Genomic DNA, 18,129 nt, shown 5'->3' with positions numbered 1-18,129 from the left:
TCACCCCGACCGCCGCCGGCCGGACGGGCTGCCGCAGCGGGCCCTGCCCTTCGACGCGGCCTACCGGCGCAAGCCCCTCTGGCACGCGATGCACAGGGCCTTCGCGGCCGCGCCGGACCATCGGGCGGCCCGGGATCGCCTGCGCCGGGTGTGAGGCATCGCACCTGTCACCGAAGCTGGACACCTCGTCCCGTCTCCGTTCAGGGGAATGGTAACCATCCCCGCCCATGATCCGGCGCACGCACCTCCGAAAGGCCCGCGATGCGCTCGCGTCTGTTCCCGTTTGCCTCCCGCCTGCGCGCGGGCCTCTCGCCGCTGGCACTCATCGCCGCGCTCGGCACCGCTTCCGCGCAGACGCCGCCGGCCCCGCCGTCGCCCCTGGGGGAGCCGGCCCCCGCCGTTGCGCCCCCTCCTCCGCCCGTGCCCACCATGCCCGTGCCCGCCCCGCCCGCGACGCAGGGAGCGCCCGCCCAGCCGCTGGCCGAGGCGCCCGCGAAGAAATCCCGCGAGCCGGCGCCCCTCGTCTACGCCCGCGTCTCCGAGGACCCGGTGCCGACGCTCGCGCCCTCGACCTTCCTCGACACGCTCCGCATGGCCGAGCGCTACCAAGCCTACGCCGAGGCCGGCGGTTGGGAGAGCCTGCCGGCGGACCTCGTGCTGAAGCCGGGCGCGCAGAGCCCGTCCGTGCCGAGCCTGCGCCACCACCTGACGCTCACGGGCGATCTGCCCGCCGACGCGACCCCGAGCGACCGGCACGACGCCGCGCTGGTCGCCGCCGTCAAATCCTTCCAGGCCCGCCACGGCCTGCCTGAGACCGGCCTCGTCGCCCGACAGACGGTGGCGGCGCTGAACGTGCCGGCCAGCGTGCGCCAGCGCCAGCTCGCGGCCTCCGCCGCCCGGCTGATGGGCTCGAACTTCCCCTTCGGCGAGCGCTACGTCACCGTGAACATCCCCTCCGCCGCCGTCGAGGCGGTGGAGAAGGGTGCCGTGGTCCGGCGCTACGTCGCGGTGGTGGGCTCGACCGACAAGCCGACTCCCGCCATCGAGACGCGCATCACCGACGTCAACCTCAACCCGACCTGGACGGTGCCGGTCTCGGTGGTGAAGAACGAGATCATCCCGAAGATGCGCAAGGACCCGACCTGGCTCGCCAAGAACCGGATCCGCATTCTGGGGCCGGGCGGGGTCGAGGTGGATCCGACCGCGGTCGACTGGAAGACCGAGCGGGCGGTGAACTACACGCTGCGCCAGGATTCCGGCCTCGACAATTCCCTGGGGCAGGTGCGGATCGACATGCCGAACCGGCACGCGGTCTACATGCACGACACGCCCTCGAAATCGCTCTTCGCCCGCTCGGTGCGGTTCCACTCGCATGGCTGCGTGCGCGTCGGTCAGGTGAAGGAGCTGGCGGGCTGGCTGCTCGCGGGCACGCCCGGCCCGAACGGCCCCGGCACCGTCTGGGGCCCGATGGAGATCGAGACCGGGATCGCCATGGGGGAGCGCCGGGACGTCAAGCTGACGAAGCCGGTTCCCGTCGCCTTCGTGTATCTCACGGGCTACGCCACGCCGGACGGGCGCGCGCATTTCCGGGACGACATCTACGGGCTCGACACGCCGAACGCCGCGCCGGCTCCCGCCGCCGCGGCGCCCGAGCCGCAGACGACCGGCTCGATCGCCCCCCGATCCGCCGCTCCGAAGCCGCCCCGCATCGAGCCTTCGGCCACCCCTCCGAAGCCCGAGGCCCGCAAGCCGAGCCCCTCCACCGCGGCAGCACCCAGGGCCATCGCTCGCGAACCCGTGATGCTGCCTCCGGGCCTCGTCGGCCCGCGGGCGTGAGGAGCGGCGGGCACCGGGCCAGGGCTCGGAGGATTCGGGGCGAGGCGCGAGGCTTCGAGCCCTGTGTCGGACGAAGCCCGTCCCCCGCCTGATTCCCCTCTCACCCTGGAGAGGGGAGCCAGCCTCCGGACCCCTGTCCCGGCCCTGACGGAACGGTGCTGGACTCCGCTGTCCCGGACCCAACTGCGACCGGGCTGTTTGGAACCGCTCCAAGCTATCCGCCCACGGCAGCGCTGCCCTGCGCCGCGGAACATTCGGCTTCACCGTTCATTCTGCCGATCGAGAGGCGCCGCACGCCGCTGCCGCGCCCAAGAAGACCCCATCGGCAAACATCGACGGAGAGTGAGACCATGGCCAAGGCCAAGCCCCTGCGTGTCGAGAGCGACCGCCTGAATACCCCGACCGATCTCGACCCGGCCGACACCAAGAAGATCGCCGAGGGCCTCACGGTCCTGCTGTCCGACCTGTTCGCCCTCTACATCAAGACGAAGAATTTCCACTGGCACGTCAGCGGCCCGAACTTCCGCGACTATCACCTGCTGCTCGACGAGCAGTCGCAGCAGATCTTCTCGATCATCGACGCGGTCGGCGAGCGCGCCCGCAAGATCGGCGGCACCACCCTGCGGTCGATCGGCCAAGCGAGCCAGCTGAAGCGCGTGCAGGACAACGATGCCGAGTATGTCAGCCCCCTCGACATGCTGATCGAGCTGCGGGACGACAACAAGGCGCTGACGGCCCACATGCGCGAGCTGCACGAGGTCACCGACGAGGCGAACGACGTCTCGACGACCAGCCTCCTGGAGGAGTGGATCGACCAGTCCGAGGAGCGCACGTGGTTCCTCTACGAGTCGACCCGCAACGCCACCGAGGGCGGCCACTGACGGGACGCACGGCCTGACGCCGGCGACCCTTTCCGGAGCCCTGCCCCCCCGTGCGGGGCTCCTCTCGTTTCGGGTGCCTACAGTTCCAGCCCCACCTTCATCACGCCCGGATCCTCCGGGTCCGGGTGGACCGCGAAGCCGAGGCGGCGGCAGACGGCGAGCATCGGCCGGTTCTCGGGCAGGACCGAGCCCTCGACGCGGCGCAATCCTTCCGCCCGCGCCCAGTCGATCATCAGCCGCATGAGGGCGACGCCGAGGCCGGTGCCCTTGCGGTCGGTCCGGATCAGGATCGCGTACTCGCCGCTGGTGTGGTTCGCGTCCGCGTGGAGGCGCACGGCGCCGAGCATGGCACCGCTCTCGACGTCGGTGGCGACGAAGGCGATGGCCCGCGAATAGTCGAGCTGCGTCAGCCGGGCGAGGAAGGTGTGGCTGAAGTCGCGCACCGACGAGAAGAAGCGCAGGCGCAGATCCTCCTCGCTGACCTGATGGAAGAAGGTCGCGAACAGCCCCTCGTCCTCCGGCCGGACCGGGCGCACCCGGATCGGGCGTCCCTTCAGCATCATGTTGCGCTCCCACTCGGCCGGGTAGGGGCGGATCGCGAAGCGGGGGTGGCCGGCGCCGCGGGCTGTCCGGCCCGCCATGGCGACCGTGCGGGAGACGCGCACGCGGGCATCGAGCACGACGGCGCCCGCATCGTCGGCGAGCAGCGGGTTGAGATCGAGCTCGCGCACCTGCGGCAGGTCGGCGGCGAGCTGGGCGAGCTTCACGAGGACGAGGCTGAGCGCCCGCATGTCGACGGCGGGCACGTCGCGGTAGGCGGCGAGGCGGCGGGCGACGCGGGTGCGCGAGATCAGCTCGCTCGCCAGCGCGAGATCGAGGGGCGGCAGCGCCAGCGCCCGGTCGTCGATCACCTCGACGGCGGTGCCGCCCCGGCCGAACACGACGACGGGGCCGAAGGCCGGATCCTCGGCGAGCCCCGCGATCAGCTCGCGCCGCCGGCCCCGCCGCACCATCGGCTGCACCGCGAAGCCCTGGATGCGCGCCTGCGGCCGCTCGCGGCGGGCGCAGGCCAGGATCTCGCGGGCGGCATTGCGCACGTCGGCCTCGCTCGTGAGGTCGAGGCGCACGCCGCCGATGTCGGATTTGTGCACGATGTCCGGCGAGACGACCTTGAGCGCCGCGGTCTCGCCCCGCGCCAGGATCGGCCAGGCGGCCTCGGCCGCCGCGTCGATGTCGGGGGCGAGGGTGAGCGGAACGCTCGGGATGTCGTAGGCGGCGAGCAACTCCGCGACGCTTCCCGGATCGAGCCAGGTGGCGCCCTGCGCCAGCGCGCGGGCGACGATGGCGCGGGCCTCGTCGGCGCGCGGCGCGAAGTCGCGCGGCAGCGAATCGGGCGTGCGCATCAGGTCGTTCTGCGCCTCGCGATAGCGCACGAGATGCAGGAAGCCCTCGACCGCGTCGGAATCGGTGGCGAAGCGCGGGATCCCGGCCTCGGCGAGAGGCGCGGTCGCCGCCTCGTCCTCGCCGAGGGAGACGGCGAAGACCGGCTTCCTGCGGCCACCTGAGGCGCGGGCCGCCGTGACGGTCCGCGCGATCGCCTCCGCCACCGCGGTGCCGCCCGAGCGGGCGGTGGGCACGTGGATCGCGAGCACCGCGTCGTTCGCCCGATCGGCCAGGAGGGGGGCGAGCGCGGAGCGGTAGGCCTCCGCGTCGGCATCGACGCCGAGATCGACGGGGTTGCGGGCGGTGAATCCGTCCGCCGGGGTGATCTCGGCGAGGCAGCCGCCGAGATCCGCGAGCCGGTCGGCCGCGAGCGCGCCGATGCCGCGGCCGTTCGCCAAAATCGCCAGGCGCTTGCCGGGGAAGGGACGCTGCCGCCCGAGCGTCTCGACCGCAGAGAACATCTCGTCGAGGTCGCGCACCGAGAGGAGGCCCGCCCGCCGGAAGGCCGCTTGGTAGACCGCGTCGGGCTTGGCGAGGGCGCCGGTATGGGTTTCCGGGGCGGGGCCGTCCGCGTCCCGCCGGCCGATCCGCAGGACGACGACGGGCTTGGCGCGGGCGGCGGCGCGGGCGGCCGACATGAACTTGCGCGCGTCCGGCACCGTCTTCAGGCAGAGCAGGATCGCCCGTGTGCCGAGATCGCCGGCGAAATGGTCGAGGCAATCGGCCACGTCGATGTCGGCCGAGCGGCCGAGGGAGAGGACGGCCGAGAAGCCGACCGCGCGCCGGGACGCCCATTCCACGATGCCGGAGGCGACCGTGCCCGATTGCGAGACCAGGGCGAGATCGCCGCGTGCCGGCATGTGGGCCAGGAGGCTCGCGTTCAGATGCCGGCCCGGCACCGCGAGGCCGATGCTGTTGGGGCCGAGGAGCCGCAGGCCGTGCACCCGCGCGATCTCGCGCGTGCGCGGCCCCGGATCGTCCGGACCCTCGCCGAGATCGGCGGTGAGGATCACCGCCGCGCCGGCCCCGCGCCGGCCGGCATCCTCGACGATGCCCGGCACGACCGGCGGGGGGGCCGCGACGATCACGAGATCGGGCGCCTCGGGCAGGTCGGTCACCCGGTCGAAGCAGGGGGTGCCGTCGACCTCGGCGTGGCGCGGATTGACGGGGAAGACCGGCCCCGCGAACCCGGCCCGGCGCAGGTTGTCCAGGACCGCACGACCGAGCGACCCTTCGCGCGCACCGGCTCCCGCGAGGGCGACCGAGCGTGGCCGCAGCAGGGCCTCGAAGCGGTAGGTGCTCATGGCCGCTCCCGGACTCCGTGCCCGGCATGCCGGGCCATCCGGGTCTGGGGACGCGAAATCGGCGCGGCCGTCAACGGGGGCCGCGACGCGAGCGTGCGGGACCCGGGCCCGTTGAAGCGTTCGGACCGCAGGATGTTTCCCGACGCCCGGATGCGTCCCGGCCGGGCGGCACCGATTTCCCTCCGCAGGCTCATGCTCTAGGAGGCGGGACATGCCAGCCGCTCACCCGCCCGAAGACGAACTCCGCCGCTCCATCGTCGAGGCCTCGGCCCGGGTGATCGCCCTCGGGCTCAGCCAGGGCACCTCGGGCAACATCTCGGTCCGGTTCGGGGACGGCTTCCTGGTGACGCCCTCCGGGATCCCGCCCGAGGACCTCGCGCCCGAGCACATCGTCCCGATGGATTTCTCCGGGCGCCACGCGCATCCGCTCGCCCCCTCGTCCGAGTGGCGCTTCCACCGGGACATCCTCGCCAGCCGGCCCGAAATCGGCGCCGTGGTCCATGCCCATCCGCCCTATGCCACGGGCTTTGCGATCTGCGGGCGCGAGATCCCGGCCGTGCATTACATGATCGCGATGGCGGGCGGTCCGACCATCCGCTGCGCGCCCTACGCGCCCTACGGGACCGAGGCCCTGTCCGAGGCGGCGCTCGCCGCGCTCGAAGGGCGCAGCTGCTGCCTCCTGGCCAACCACGGCATGATCGCCACGGGGCCGGACCTCGCCAAGGCTCTCTGGCTCGCGGTCGAGGTCGAGGCCCTCTGCCGCCAATACGCGATCGCCCTGCAGGTCGGCACGCCCGTCCTCCTCGACGACGCTGAGATCGCGCGGACGGTGGAGCGGTTTAAATCCTACGGTCCCCGCCGGATCGACACGCCCGCCCCGGACGTCGCGGTCGGCCAAGAGGACCGGACCGGGCAAGCCTGAGGCGCGATGGCGCCGCAGATGGACGTTAGTAAAATTTCATTCACGTCCTATCAAAAGTTAATTTCACTGGCGGGCGAGCGCAGTTTTGAGACTTTCCAACGGGGCGGCATCATATTGCAGTCCCTGGAAACCTGACGCTCTCCACAGCTAATCGAATTATCGCGAGAATGTGATCTGCCGTTTGCTTCAATGCGGCGGCATCTGACGCAATCTTCCGGCGTTACCCGCACGCCGCGAAAACGCGCGTCTTGAGCCTCACCCGATCGATGTGGAGCACGGCACGGGAAGCACTCGCCGCAGGGTCAGGAGGCTCGCGATTCAATTCAAAGTTGTGAAAGTTCAGCAGCGCCTGTCATCAGACAGCCTATCGTAGAAGTCGCATTCGGGTCCCTGCGGACCATGCAACAGCGCCATCTGGTCGGGCACGAGCAAGGACGCTCCTCGGATTCCATTTCGTGAGACGGGAGCTTCTTCCATTCCGTCTGTCATACTCGCTTATTGACCAGTTGAATTTTTCCATAACTCTCGCCATTGATCTTGCATTGCCCTAAGAAATTTAGGACATCGTACGCACTCTCAAATCACCACCTTGTCGAGAGCCGCTCGCCCGGCGAGAGCCCAGCGCGGACTGACGGCCGGTACCTTCCTTCCACACAGGGGACGCTAATGACGGCGGAGAACAGCGGTTTGCCGGATTACATCGAGCTCGCCGCGGACATCGTTTCGGCTTTCGTGAGCAACAACTCCGTGCCCGTCACCGAATTGCCGGGCCTCATCGCGTCCGTGCACTCGACGCTGGGCCGGCTCTCGAACGGCCCCGTGGAGGAGAAGCCGGAGCCGCTGCAGCCGGCCGTGTCCGTGAAGCGCTCGATCACGCCCGACTACATCGTCTGCCTGGAGGACGGGAAGAAGTTCAAGTCGCTGAAGCGCCACCTGCGCACGCGCTACGACATGACGCCCGACCAGTATCGCCAGAAGTGGAATCTGCCGGCGGACTACCCGATGGTGGCGCCGAACTACGCGGCGGCCCGCTCGGAGCTCGCCAAGAACATGGGCCTCGGCCAGCAGCGGCGTAAGACGCGGGCCAAGTCCTTGGGCGAAACCAAGGCCGCGAGCGCGCCCCGCGGGCGACGCGCCAAGGCGGCCCCCGCCGAGGCGGAATCCTGAGCCCCCTCCCGGTCGCTCCGCGAAGCCGCGGGCGCCCGGGATATCCACAGGCTGATAGGGGGAAGACCGGCCCGATCCGAAGCCGTTAGAGATCGGGCAAGCGCCGCCCGGCAAGGCTCCCTCCCTGGCCACTCGGGCCGTGGGGAAGGGATCATGGCCGTCCGGCTCGCGGCACCGCTGTTCTGGACGGCCGTGATCGGCGGCTGCGCTGCGATCTGGCTCGGCCGGGCGGCCCTCGTCTCGGCCGGCCTCGTCGCCCTCCTCGTCCTGCTGCGGGTGCTCGACCGGCCTGCCCGGTTCCGGCGGCTGGTGCGCCGCGCGGCGCGCCGCCATGCCGCCACGCTGGCGCTCCGCCAGCGCCAGGAGAGCTTCGTCGACGCCTACGGCAACCTCGTCCGGGACGGCTGGCTGCGGGAGCGCGCGTACTTCGTCGAGCGGACGATCCTGCCCGAGATCGAGGCGCGGGGCTTCTCGGACTACGCCGAAGATCGGTTCGACGAGATGGTCGGGATCGTCGAGGCGGTGGCGGCCGAGGTCGATCTCCCCGACGAGACCGAGGCGCCCGACGACGGGATCGGCTACGAGCAGTTCTGCGCCGGCCGCCTGACGGAGGCGGGCTGGCGCGCCCACACCACGCGGACGAGCGGCGACCAGGGCGCCGACATCGTGGCCGAGCGCGACCGGGTGCGTCTCGTCGTCCAGTGCAAGCGCTACGGCAAGCCCGTGGGCAACGCCGCCGTGCAGGAGGTCGCGGCGGCCGCCCGCTACTGGTCGGGCGACATGGCCGCCGTGGTGACGAATGCCGGCTTCACCCCGGCCGCCCGCAAGCTCGCCGCCGCGACCGGCGTCCTCCTCCTCCACCACGACGACCTCGCGGATCTCCACCCGGTCCGGCAGGTGCGCAAGGCCCGCTGATCAGGGGGTCTCGCCGAGGGGCAGCCAGCGCCGCCCGTCGCGGGCGAGGAGGTCGTCGGCCTCGCTCGGCCCGTCCGTGCCCGCGGCGTAGAAGGCGACGTCCGCGTTCACCCAGGCCTTCAGGAGCGGGTCGACCGCGGCCCAGCCGGCCTCGATGTTGTCGGCCCGCTGGAACAGGGTCGCGTCGCCGACCATGCAATCGTAGAGCAGGGTCTCGTAGCCGACATTCGGCTTCTCCTGGAAGAAGTCGCCGTAGCGGAAGCGTGTCGCGACGCTGCCGAGCTCCATCTTCGGCCCCGGCCGCTTCACGTTGAGGACGGTGCTCGACCCCTGCTCGGGGTCGATGGTGAGCCGCATCACGTTCGGCGCCAGTTCCGTCACCGCGGTCTCGCGGAACAGGTGGAAGGGCGGCGGCTTGAAGTGGATCGCGATCTCGGTGAGGCGGTCCGTCATGCGCTTGCCCGTACGCAGGTAGAAGGGCACCCCGGCCCAGCGCCAATTCTCGATTCCGAGCTTCAGGGCGACGTAGGTCTCGGTGTGGGAATCCTTGGCGACGTGCGGCTCGTCCCGGTAGCCGACCACCGGCCGGCCCTGCTCGGTCCCGGCCCGGTACTGGCCGCGGACCGCGTCGCCGGGCTCGATCGGGCGCACGGCCTCGGCGAGCTTCGCCTTCTCGGTCCGCACCGCCTCGGCGTCGAAGGAGTTCGGCGGCTCCATCGCCACCATGCAGAGGAGCTGGAACAGGTGGTTCGGCACCATGTCGCGGAGCGCGCCCGTGGGCTCGTAGAAGGCGCCGCGATCCTCGACGCCGATCGTCTCGGCGGCCGTGATCTGGACGTGGTCGACATATTCCCGCCGCCAGATCGGCTCCAGCATGCCGTTGGCGAAGCGCAGCGCCATCAGGCTCTGGACCGTCTCCTTGCCGAGGAAATGGTCGATCCGGAAGAACTGGCTCTCGTCGGCCTGTTTGAGGATCCGCGCGTTCAGCGCCTCGGCCGAGGCGAGGTCGGACCCGAACGGCTTCTCGATCACGACGCGGCGGAAGGCGCCCTCCTCCTGGGCGAGAAGCCCGGCCTGCCCGAGATGGTCGACGACCGGCCCGAAGAAGCGGGCGGCCACCGCGAGGTAGAACACGACGCTGCCCGCGATCCGGCCCTTCAGCGCGGCGTAGGCGGCCGGGTCCTCGAAGTCGCCCTTCAGGAAGTGGATGCGCTCGCGCACGAAGCCCCAGGCCTTCGGGTCGATCCGGTCGGCGTGGAACTCGGAGGTCTTGTCCTTCGTGAAGGAATCCATCGTCTCCGTGAGATCCGTGCGCAGGCCCTCGTCGGTGTTGTCGTTGTGGTCGATTCCGAGGATCTTGAACCCGTCGGCGAGGAGCCCCGCGCTCGACAAGTTGTAGAGGGCCGGCATCAGGAGACGTTTCGTCAGGTCGCCGGCCGCGCCGAAGATGACGAGGGTGCAGGGCGGAGCGGCCTGCGTGCCGCAGGCGGCGCGCCCGCTCGGGGTGACGGTGGGGTCCATCGGCAGGCTCCGGTGCGTGCCCGCCGGAAGCTCGGCCGGGGGCTCGCACGTCAAACGGGTGATCCGGGCCCCCGTTCCGGACCGGCGATGCCCGCGTACGGCGCTACTCGTCCGTCCGCACGGCCTGACCGCCCCGGTCGATCGGCAGGCGCGGGCCCTTCAGCTCAGGGCCGTCCGGCAGGCTGCGGACGTCCCAGCCGCCTCCGAGCGCCCGGATCAGCGACACCGCGGTGGTGAAGCGGTTGAGCCGCACCTGCAGCGCGGCGACCTCGTTGTTGAGGGCGAGGCTCTGCGCGGTCACGACGGTGGTGAAGTTCTGGGTGCCGGCGCGGTACTCGTTGAGGGTGATCTCGACGGCGCGCCGGGCCGAGGCGAGGGCCGCGTCCTGCGCCACCTGCTGCCGGGCGAGGATGCGCACGCCGGCCAAGCCGTTCTCGACCTCGCCGAAGGCGGTGAGCACCACCTGCCGGTAATTGGCCACGGCCCCGTCATAGGCCGCCCGCGCGCTCTGGAGGGCGGCGGCGCGGGCGCCCCCGTCGAACAGCACCTCGGTGCCGGCAGCGGCCACCGACCAGACCTGGTTCGCGGCCGAGAACAGGCCGTTGCGCGGGTCGCCGGAGATGCCGCCCGAGGCCGAGAGCGTGACGGTCGGGTAGAAGGCCGCGACCGCGACCCCGATCAGCTCGCTCTGCTGCTGCACGGCCCGCTCGGCCTGGGCGACGTCGGGGCGCCGCTCCAGGAGGTCGGAGGGGATGCCGACGGGCACGGCGGGCGGGCGGGCGGCGAGCGGGGCCACCGGGACCGAGACTTCGGAGGGCGGGCGCCCGACGAGGACCGCGATAGCGTGCTCGAAGGTCGCCCGCTGCAGCCCGACCGCGATGGCCGCGGCCTGCGTCGTCTGGACCTGCGTCTGGGCCGTGATCACGTCGGAGCGGGCGGCGACGCCCGCATTGTACTGGTTCTCGGTGATCGCGAGCGTCTTCTTGAAGTTCTCGACATTCTCGTTGAGCACACGCTGCAGGGCATCGTTGTAGCGCAGTTGCAGGTAGTTCGTGACGAGCTCGGCCTGGACCGCGAGGCGGACGGCGCCGATCTGGGCGGCGTCGGCCTGGGCGGCGGCGGCCTCGCTCTCGATGTTGCGCCGGATGCCGCCGAACAGGTCGAGCTCCCAGTTCGCCTGCCCCTGGAGCGAGACGTTGGTGCGCTCGACGCCCGCCGTGCGCACGCGCGTGATTGAGGGCGCGCCGATCACGGTCGGGTAGAGGGCGGCGCGGGCCTGCTCGACGAGGGCGCGGGCCTGCCGGTAGCCGGCCACCGCCTGCCGCAGGGTCTGGCTGTCGACGTCGACGAGGCGCACGAGCCGGTCGAGGGTGGGGTCTTTGAAGACCCGCCACCAGTCGCCGCGCTCGGCCCCGTCGTTCGGCTGGGCGAGGCGCCAGCCCTTCTTCGAGGCGACGTGCGCGGCGCTGTCCTCGCGCTGCCCTCCCTCCTTGAAGCCGAGCGGTGTCTCGACGGAGGGGCGCGCGTAATCGGGCCCGACCATGCAGCCGCCGAGGGCGGCGGCGAGGCTGGCCGCCGCCAGAAGGCTCGGAACCCGCATCACTCGGCGGCCGGAAGCGGGGCGGCGCCCGAGCCGCGGCGGCGGGACAGGACCCGATGGCGCAGCCGGTCGAGATACAGGTAGACGACGGGGGTCGTGTAGAGGGTCAGAATCTGGCTCACAATCAGGCCGCCGACGATCGCGATGCCGAGCGGCCGGCGCAGCTCCGAGCCCTCGCCGCCGGCGAGGATCAGAGGCGCCGCGCCCAGCAGCGCGGCCAGCGTTGTCATCATGATCGGCCGGAAGCGCAAGAGGCAGGCCTCGAAGATCGCGTCGCGCGGGGAGGCTCCGCGGGTGCGCTCCGCGTCGAGGGCGAAGTCGATCATCATGATGGCGTTCTTTTTCACGATGCCGATGAGCAGGAACACGGCGATGAGCGCGATCACCGTGAATTCGGTGCCCGAGACGAGGAGCGCGAGCAGCGCACCGATCCCGGCCGAGGGCAGGGTCGAGAGGATCGTGATCGGGTGCACGAAGCTCTCGTAGAGGATTCCGAGGATCGTGTAGACGGCCAGGATCGCGGCGAGGATCAGGAGCGGCTGGCGGGAGGCCGAAGCCTGGTAATTCTTGGCCGCGCCCGCGAACTCGCCGTGGATGGTGGCGGGCAGCCTGAGCGAGGCCATCGCCTCGTCGATCGCTGCGGTGGCGTCCGACAGGCTCTTGCCGCTGGCGAGGTTGAACGAGATCGTGGTCGCCACGAACAGGCCCTGGTGGCTCACCTGGACCGGCGCGTTGCCCGTCTCCAGCCGCGCGAAGGCCGAGAGCGGGATCATCGTCTCCTTGGCGCTCGAGACCGGCGCGCTCGAGGAGGCGCCTCCCTTGCTCGCCGCGATGGCGTTCGAGGCGGCGTTGCGGGCCGAGTCGCTCGCGATCGCCGCGGCCGTCGACGACGGGTCGGTCGCCGTGGTGTCGGTCGTGGCCGCAGCCCCCGTGCCGTTGGTGTTGGCGGTGCCGTTCGCGGCCACCGTGCCGGCCACGGCGTTCGTCGTCGCCGAGCCCCGCGCCTTCCCGCCCGACGTCGAGACGTAGATCATCTTGAGCGTCTCGGGGCTCTGCAGGTAGCGCGGCGCGATCTCCATCACGACGTGGTACTGGTTCAGCGGGTTGTAGATCGTCGAGACCTGCCGCTGGCCGAAGGCGTCGTAGAGGGTGTTGTCGATCTTGTCCGGCGTGATGCCGTAGCGGAAGGCGGTGGCCCGGTCGATCACGAGGCGGCTCTCCAGCCCGCCCTCCTGCTGGTCCGAGGTGACGTCGGCGAAGATCGGGTTCTTCTGGAGTGCGGCGAGGAGCTGGGGCGCGGCGGCGTAGAGCTCCTCCGCCGTGTCGCCCTGGAGCGTGTACTGGTACTGCGCGAAGCTCTGGCGCCCGCCCATCCGCAGGTCCTGGCGCGGGAACAGGAACAGGCGCGCGCCCGCCACCTGCGCGAGCTTCGGGCGCAGGCGGTTCATCACCTCGGAGATCGGCGGGCGCTCGGAGCGCGGCTTCAGGCTCACGAACACGTTGGCGGAGTTGGTGCCGCGCCCGCCCGTGAAGCCGACGACGTTGTCGACGGCGGGGTCCGCTTGCACGATCGCGGTGGCCTGCCGCAGCTTCTGCTCCATCGACTGGAAGGAGATGCGCTGGTCGGCCTGGATGCCGCCCATCATCTGCCCCGTATCCTGCTCGGGGAAGAAGCCCTTCGGCACGATGACGTAGAGGTAGACGTTCAGCCCGATCGTGGCGAAGAGCGAGAGGAGCACGAGGCGGCGGTGGCGGAGCGCCGCGTCGAGCGTCCGCTCGTAGGCCCGGTGCGTCCGGTCGAAGGCGCCCTCCAGCAGGCGGAACAGCAGGTTCGGGCGCTTGCGCGCCGCGCCGTGCGGCTCGGGCTTCAGGAGGCGGGCGCACATCATCGGCGTGGTGGTCAGCGACAGCACCAGCGAGATCAGGATCGCCAGCGACAGGGTCACGGCGAATTCCTGGAACAGGCGCCCGACGAGGCCGCCCATCAGCAGGATCGGCAGGAAGACCGCCACCAGCGACAGGCTCATCGAGATGACGGTGAAGCCGACCTCGCGGGCGCCGAGCAGCGCCGCCTCGAGGCGCGGCCTGCCCTGCTCGATGTGCCGCTGGATGTTCTCCAGGACGACGATGGCGTCGTCGACCACGAAGCCTGTCGCGATGATGAGCGCCATCAGGGACAGGATGTCGAGGGACTAGTCGAACAGGTACATCGCCGAGAAGGTGCCGACGATGGAGATCGGCACGGCGACCGCCGGGATCAGGGTCGCCCGCCCCGAGCGCAGGAACACGAAAACCACGAACACGACGAGGCCGACGGCGATCAGGAGCGTCTCCTCGGTCTCGGCGAGCGAGGCGCGGATCGTGGCGCTGCGGTCGCCCGTGATGGTGAGGTCGATGTCGCCGGGCAGCGCCGCCTGGACCTGCGGGATCGCCGCCTTCACGCCCTTGATCGTCTCGACGACGTTCGAGCCCGGCTGCTTGTAGATGAACAGGATGACGCCGGGCTTGCCGTTGATGAGGCCGAGGTTGCGCCGGTCCTCGACCCCGTCGACCACCTGCCCGACATCGTTGAGGCGCACCCCCGCGCCGTTGCGGTAGGCCACGACGATGTCGCGGTAATCGGCCGCCGTGCGGCCCTGGTCGTTGGCGTAGAGCTGGTAGCGGCGCGTATCCGTCTCGATCGCGCCCTTCGGCGAGTTGGCGTTGGCCGAGGCGAGCGCCGCCCGGATGCCCTCGAGCCCGATCCCGTAGTGGAACAGCGCCGTCGGATCGAGCTCGACGCGCACGGCCGGCAGCGAGGAGCCGCCGATATCGACGTTCCCGACGCCCGGAAGCTGGGACATCTTCTGCTGCACGACGGTGGCGGCGGAATCGTAGAGCTGGCCCGGCGACAGGGTGTCGGAGGTCAGCCCGAGGATCAGGATCGGCGCGTCGGCCGGGTTGAACTTGCGGTAGGTCGGGTTGGTGCGCAGCGCCGTCGGCAGGTCGGCGCGGGCGGCGTTGATCGCCGCCTGCACGTCGCGCGCCGCCCCGTCGATGTTCCGGTTCAGGCCGAACAGCAGGACGATGCGCACCGTGCCGGTGGAGCTCGTCGAGGTCATCTCGTTGACGTCGGCGATGGCGCCGAGGCGGCGCTCGAGCGGCGCGGCGACCGTCGTCGCCATGGTCTCGGGCGAGGCGCCGGCCATCTGCGCCTGGACGAGGATGACGGGGAAGTCGACCTGCGGCAGCGGCGCGACGGGCAGCTTCAGGAAGGCGAAGATGCCGGCGAGCAGCACCCCGATCGTCAGGAGCGTGGTGGCGACCGGGCGCCGGATGAACGGCTCGGAGACGTTCACGGCACCGCCTCGCCGGTCGGCGCGCCCCCCTCGCGGCGGCCCGTGACGCGCCGCTCCAGGCGGTCGAAGGCGAGGTAGATCACGGGCGTGGTGAAGAGCGTCAGCACCTGGCTGACGATGAGGCCGCCCGCGATGCAGATGCCGAGCGGCTGGCGCAGCTCCGAGCCGACGCCGGTGCCGAGGATGAGCGGGACCGCCGCGAAGAGGGCGGCAAGCGTCGTCATCAGGATCGGGCGGAAGCGCAGGAGGCAGGCCTCGAAGATCGCGTCCCGCGGGCTCATCCCCTCCTCGCGCTCGGCCTGGAGCGCGAAGTCGATCATCATGATCGCGTTCTTCTTCACGATCCCGATCAGGAGCACGATGCCGATGATCGCGATCACGTCGAGGGAGAGCCCGAACAGCATCAGCCCGAGGAGCGCCCCGATGCCCGCCGATGGCAGCGTCGAGAGGATCGTGATCGGGTGGATGAAGCTCTCGTAGAGGACGCCCAGCACGATGTAGACGGTGACGATGGCGGCGAGCACGAGGAACAGCTCGTTGCCGAGCGCCGCCTGGAAGGCGAAGACCGAGCCCTGCGGCACGATGCGGAAGCTCGGCGGCAGGTCGATCTCCCGCCGGACCCCCTCGATCGCCTCGACGGCCTGGCCCAGCGCCGCGCCGGGGGCGAGGTTGAACGAGACGGTGGTGGCGGGGAACTGCCCGAGATGGCTGATCAGGAGCGGCGCCCGCCGCTCGCTGACGCGGGCCACGGCCGAGAGCGGCACCTGGCCGCTCGTCGCCGTCGAGGAGGGCAGGTAGATCGTGTTGAGGCTCTCGAGCGTCTTGTGGAGGTCGGGATCCGCCTCCAGGATCACCCGGTACTGGTTCGACTGGGTGAAGATCGTCGAGATGATGCGCTGGCCGAAGGCGTCGTAGAGGGCGTTGTCGATCGTGGCCGGCGTGATGCCGTAGCGGCCGGCCGTGGCCCGGTCGATCGTGATGTAGGCCGCGAGCCCGCTGCCCTGGAGATCGCTCGCCACGTCCGACAGGAGCGGCGAGCGCTGCAGCGCGGAGACGAAGCGGGGCACCCAGGTCTCGAACTCGTCGAGGTTCGGGTTCTCCAGGATCACTTGGTACTGCGTCGCCGAGACCGCGGTGTCGATGGTGAGGTCCTGCACCGGCTGCATGTAGAGGCGGATGCCCGGCACCTCGCCGGAGATGCGCTTCAGCCGGTCGATGACGGCGCTGGCCGAGGCCGTGCGCGCGTCGCGCGGCTTCAGGTTGATGAGGAAGCGGCCCGAATTCAGGGTGACGTTCTGCCCGTCGACCCCGATGAACGAGGACAGGCTCGCCACCGCCGGGTCCTTCAGGATCAGGCCGGCCAGACGCTGCTGGCGCTCGGCCATCGCCGCGTAGGAGACCGTCTGGTCGGCCTGGGTGATGCCCTGGATCACGCCCGTGTCCTGCACGGGGAAGAAGCCCTTCGGGATCGCCACGAACAGGTAGCCGGTCAGCACCACCGTGCCGATCGTGACGAGGAGGGTGAGGCCCTGGTGGCGCAGCACCACCCGCAGCGCCCGCCCGTAGGCCGCGATGGTGCGGTCGATCGCGCCCCGGCCCATCCGTGACAGGACGCCCTCGCGGCGGGCCGCGTGCCCCTCCGGCGCGTGCTTGAGGAGGCGGGCGCAGAGCATCGGCACGAGGGTGAGGGAGACGACGCCCGAGATGATGATGGTGGCCGCGAGCGTGATCGCGAATTCGTGGAACAGGCGGCCCACCACGTCGCCCATGAACAGGAGCGGGATCAGCACGGCGATCAGCGAGACGGTGAGCGAGATGATGGTGAAGCCGATCTCGCGCGATCCCTTCAGCGCGGCTTCCAGGGGCGAGTCGCCGTCCTCGACGTGGCGGGCGATGTTCTCGATCACGACGATGGCGTCGTCCACGACGAAGCCCGTGGCGATGGTGAGCGCCATCAGCGACAGGTTGTCGAGGGAGAAGCCGTAGAGGTCCATGATCGCGAGCGCCCCGACGAGGGAGAGCGGCACGGACAGGCTGGGGATCAGCGTCGCCGACAGGCTTCGCAGGAACAGGAAGATCACCATCACCACGAGGGCGATGGCCAGCCCGAGCTCGAACTGCACGTCCTCGACGGAGGCGCGGATGGTGACCGTGCGGTCGGTCAGCGGCGTCACCGTGATGGCGGCGGGCAGCGTCGCCTGGAGCTGGGGCAGCAGCGCCTTGATCTTGTCGACCGTGGCGATGACGTTGGCGCCGGGCTGGCGCTGGATGTTGAGGATGACGGCGGGCGTCTCGTCCATCCAGGCGCCGAGCTTGGTGTTCTCCGGCCCGTCCACCACGTCGGCCACGTCCGAGAGGCGCACCGGCGCGCCGTTGCGGTAGGCGATGATCGCGTCCTTGTAGGTGTTCGGGTCGCGGATCTGATCGTTGGCGTTGATGGCGTAGGACTGGGTCGGGCCGTCGATCGTGCCCTTCGGCGTGTTGACGTTGAGGTTCGTGATCGTGGTGCGCAGGTCGTCGATGTTGAGGCCGTAGGCGGCGAGCGCCCGGGCATTGAAGCGCACCCGCACGGCCGGGCGCTGGCCGCCGCCCATGCTGACGAGGCCGACGCCCGCGACCTGGGAGATCTTCTGCGCGAGCCGCGTCTCGGCGAGGTCGCGCACCTGCGTCAGCGCCAGCGTCTTCGAGGTCAGCGCCAGCGTCAGGATCGGCGCGTCGGCGGGGTTCACCTTGGCGTAGATCGGAGGCGCGGGCAGGTCCGAGGGCAGCAGATTGCCGGCCGCGTTGATCGCCGCCTGCACCTGCTGCTCGGCGATGTCGAGGGGCAGGTCGAGGCTGAACTGCAGGGTGATGACCGAGGCGCCGGCCGCGCTCTGCGAGGTCATCTGGTTGAGGTTGGCGAGCTGCCCGAACTGGCGCTCAAGCGGCGCCGTCACGGACGAGGTCATCACCTCGGGGCTCGCGCCCGGATAGAAGGTCTGCACCTGGATCGTCGGGTAATCGACCGACGGCAGGGCCGAGACCGGCAGGTTGAGATACGACACGAGGCCGACGATCAGGATCGCCAGCATCAGGAGCGTCGTCGCGACCGGCCGCAGGATGAAGATGCGGGACGGGTTCATGGCTGCACGCCCGCCGGAGCGATGCATGCACCCTCATCGCATCCACGACAGGCCCCCTCTCCCGAACGGGAGAGGTGGGC

9 protein-coding genes and 1 pseudogene are annotated in these 18,129 nt (G+C 70.8%); 5 read left to right on the top strand and 5 right to left on the bottom strand.

What is annotated here, in order from left to right; translation table 11 throughout:
- The first annotated feature begins 261 nt into the window (after window positions 1-261).
- Together E1J50_RS14460 and E1J50_RS14455 are read left to right on the top strand one after the other, a co-directional pair.
- A complete protein-coding gene (locus E1J50_RS14460) occupies window positions 262-1,836 on the top strand; it encodes a L,D-transpeptidase family protein (protein WP_132254538.1) in 1,575 nt (524 codons plus the stop codon).
- 350 nt (window positions 1,837-2,186) lie between these two features.
- On the top strand, window positions 2,187-2,717 hold the full coding sequence (locus tag E1J50_RS14455) for a Dps family protein (RefSeq protein WP_132254537.1): 531 nt from the start codon (window positions 2,187-2,189) through the stop codon (window positions 2,715-2,717).
- A gap of 77 nt (window positions 2,718-2,794) precedes the next feature.
- Here the strand turns inward: E1J50_RS14455 and E1J50_RS14450 are convergent, their stop codons facing one another.
- Complete coding sequence (locus E1J50_RS14450; RefSeq protein ID WP_132254536.1) at window positions 2,795-5,464, bottom strand: bifunctional acetate--CoA ligase family protein/GNAT family N-acetyltransferase; 2,670 nt, start codon at window positions 5,462-5,464, stop codon at window positions 2,795-2,797.
- Window positions 5,465-5,675: 211 nt separating this feature from the next.
- On the opposite strand from E1J50_RS14450, the gene E1J50_RS14445 reads away from it, so the two are divergent.
- The 3 genes from E1J50_RS14445 to E1J50_RS14435 all read left to right on the top strand — a co-directional run bounded on the left by E1J50_RS14445 (window position 5,676) and on the right by E1J50_RS14435 (window position 8,468).
- The gene (locus E1J50_RS14445) at window positions 5,676-6,386 is read left to right on the top strand and encodes a class II aldolase/adducin family protein (protein WP_132254535.1); all 711 of its coding nucleotides are present in this window, start codon (window positions 5,676-5,678) and stop codon (window positions 6,384-6,386) included.
- A gap of 666 nt (window positions 6,387-7,052) precedes the next feature.
- Entirely contained in the window at window positions 7,053-7,553 is a 501-nt protein-coding gene (locus E1J50_RS14440; RefSeq protein ID WP_132254534.1) for a Ros/MucR family transcriptional regulator, read from the top strand.
- Window positions 7,554-7,706: 153 nt separating this feature from the next.
- Window positions 7,707-8,468: a restriction endonuclease gene (locus E1J50_RS14435; protein WP_132254533.1), complete on the top strand. Its 762-nt coding sequence runs from the start codon at window positions 7,707-7,709 to the stop codon at window positions 8,466-8,468.
- Here E1J50_RS14435 and zwf read toward each other — a convergent pair whose 3' ends face one another.
- From zwf to E1J50_RS14415, 4 genes and pseudogenes are all read right to left on the bottom strand, one after another.
- Window positions 8,469-9,989: a glucose-6-phosphate dehydrogenase gene (gene zwf, locus E1J50_RS14430; RefSeq protein WP_132254532.1), complete on the bottom strand. Its 1,521-nt coding sequence runs from the start codon at window positions 9,987-9,989 to the stop codon at window positions 8,469-8,471.
- A 103-nt stretch (window positions 9,990-10,092) separates the two neighbouring features.
- Window positions 10,093-11,589, bottom strand: coding sequence for an efflux transporter outer membrane subunit (locus E1J50_RS14425; protein ID WP_132254531.1), 1,497 nt, complete (start codon window positions 11,587-11,589; stop codon window positions 10,093-10,095).
- Window positions 11,589-14,927 (bottom strand): annotated as a pseudogene (locus tag E1J50_RS14420) (efflux RND transporter permease subunit). Before E1J50_RS14420 ends, E1J50_RS14425 begins: the two are co-directional and overlap by 1 nt.
- Window positions 14,924-18,049 (bottom strand): MdtB/MuxB family multidrug efflux RND transporter permease subunit, encoded by a 3,126-nt coding sequence (locus E1J50_RS14415; RefSeq protein WP_132254542.1) that lies wholly within the window; start codon window positions 18,047-18,049, stop codon window positions 14,924-14,926. The pseudogene E1J50_RS14420 and the gene E1J50_RS14415 overlap by 4 nt, the downstream one beginning before the upstream one ends.
- Window positions 18,050-18,129: the final 80 nt, after the last annotated feature.

Source organism: Methylobacterium segetis, assembly GCF_004348265.1.
In the GTDB taxonomy this organism is placed as follows: Bacteria; Pseudomonadota; Alphaproteobacteria; order Rhizobiales; family Beijerinckiaceae; genus Methylobacterium; species Methylobacterium segetis.
Note: the sequence above shows the minus strand (reverse complement) of the source record. Positions and strands in the feature narration are given on the sequence as shown.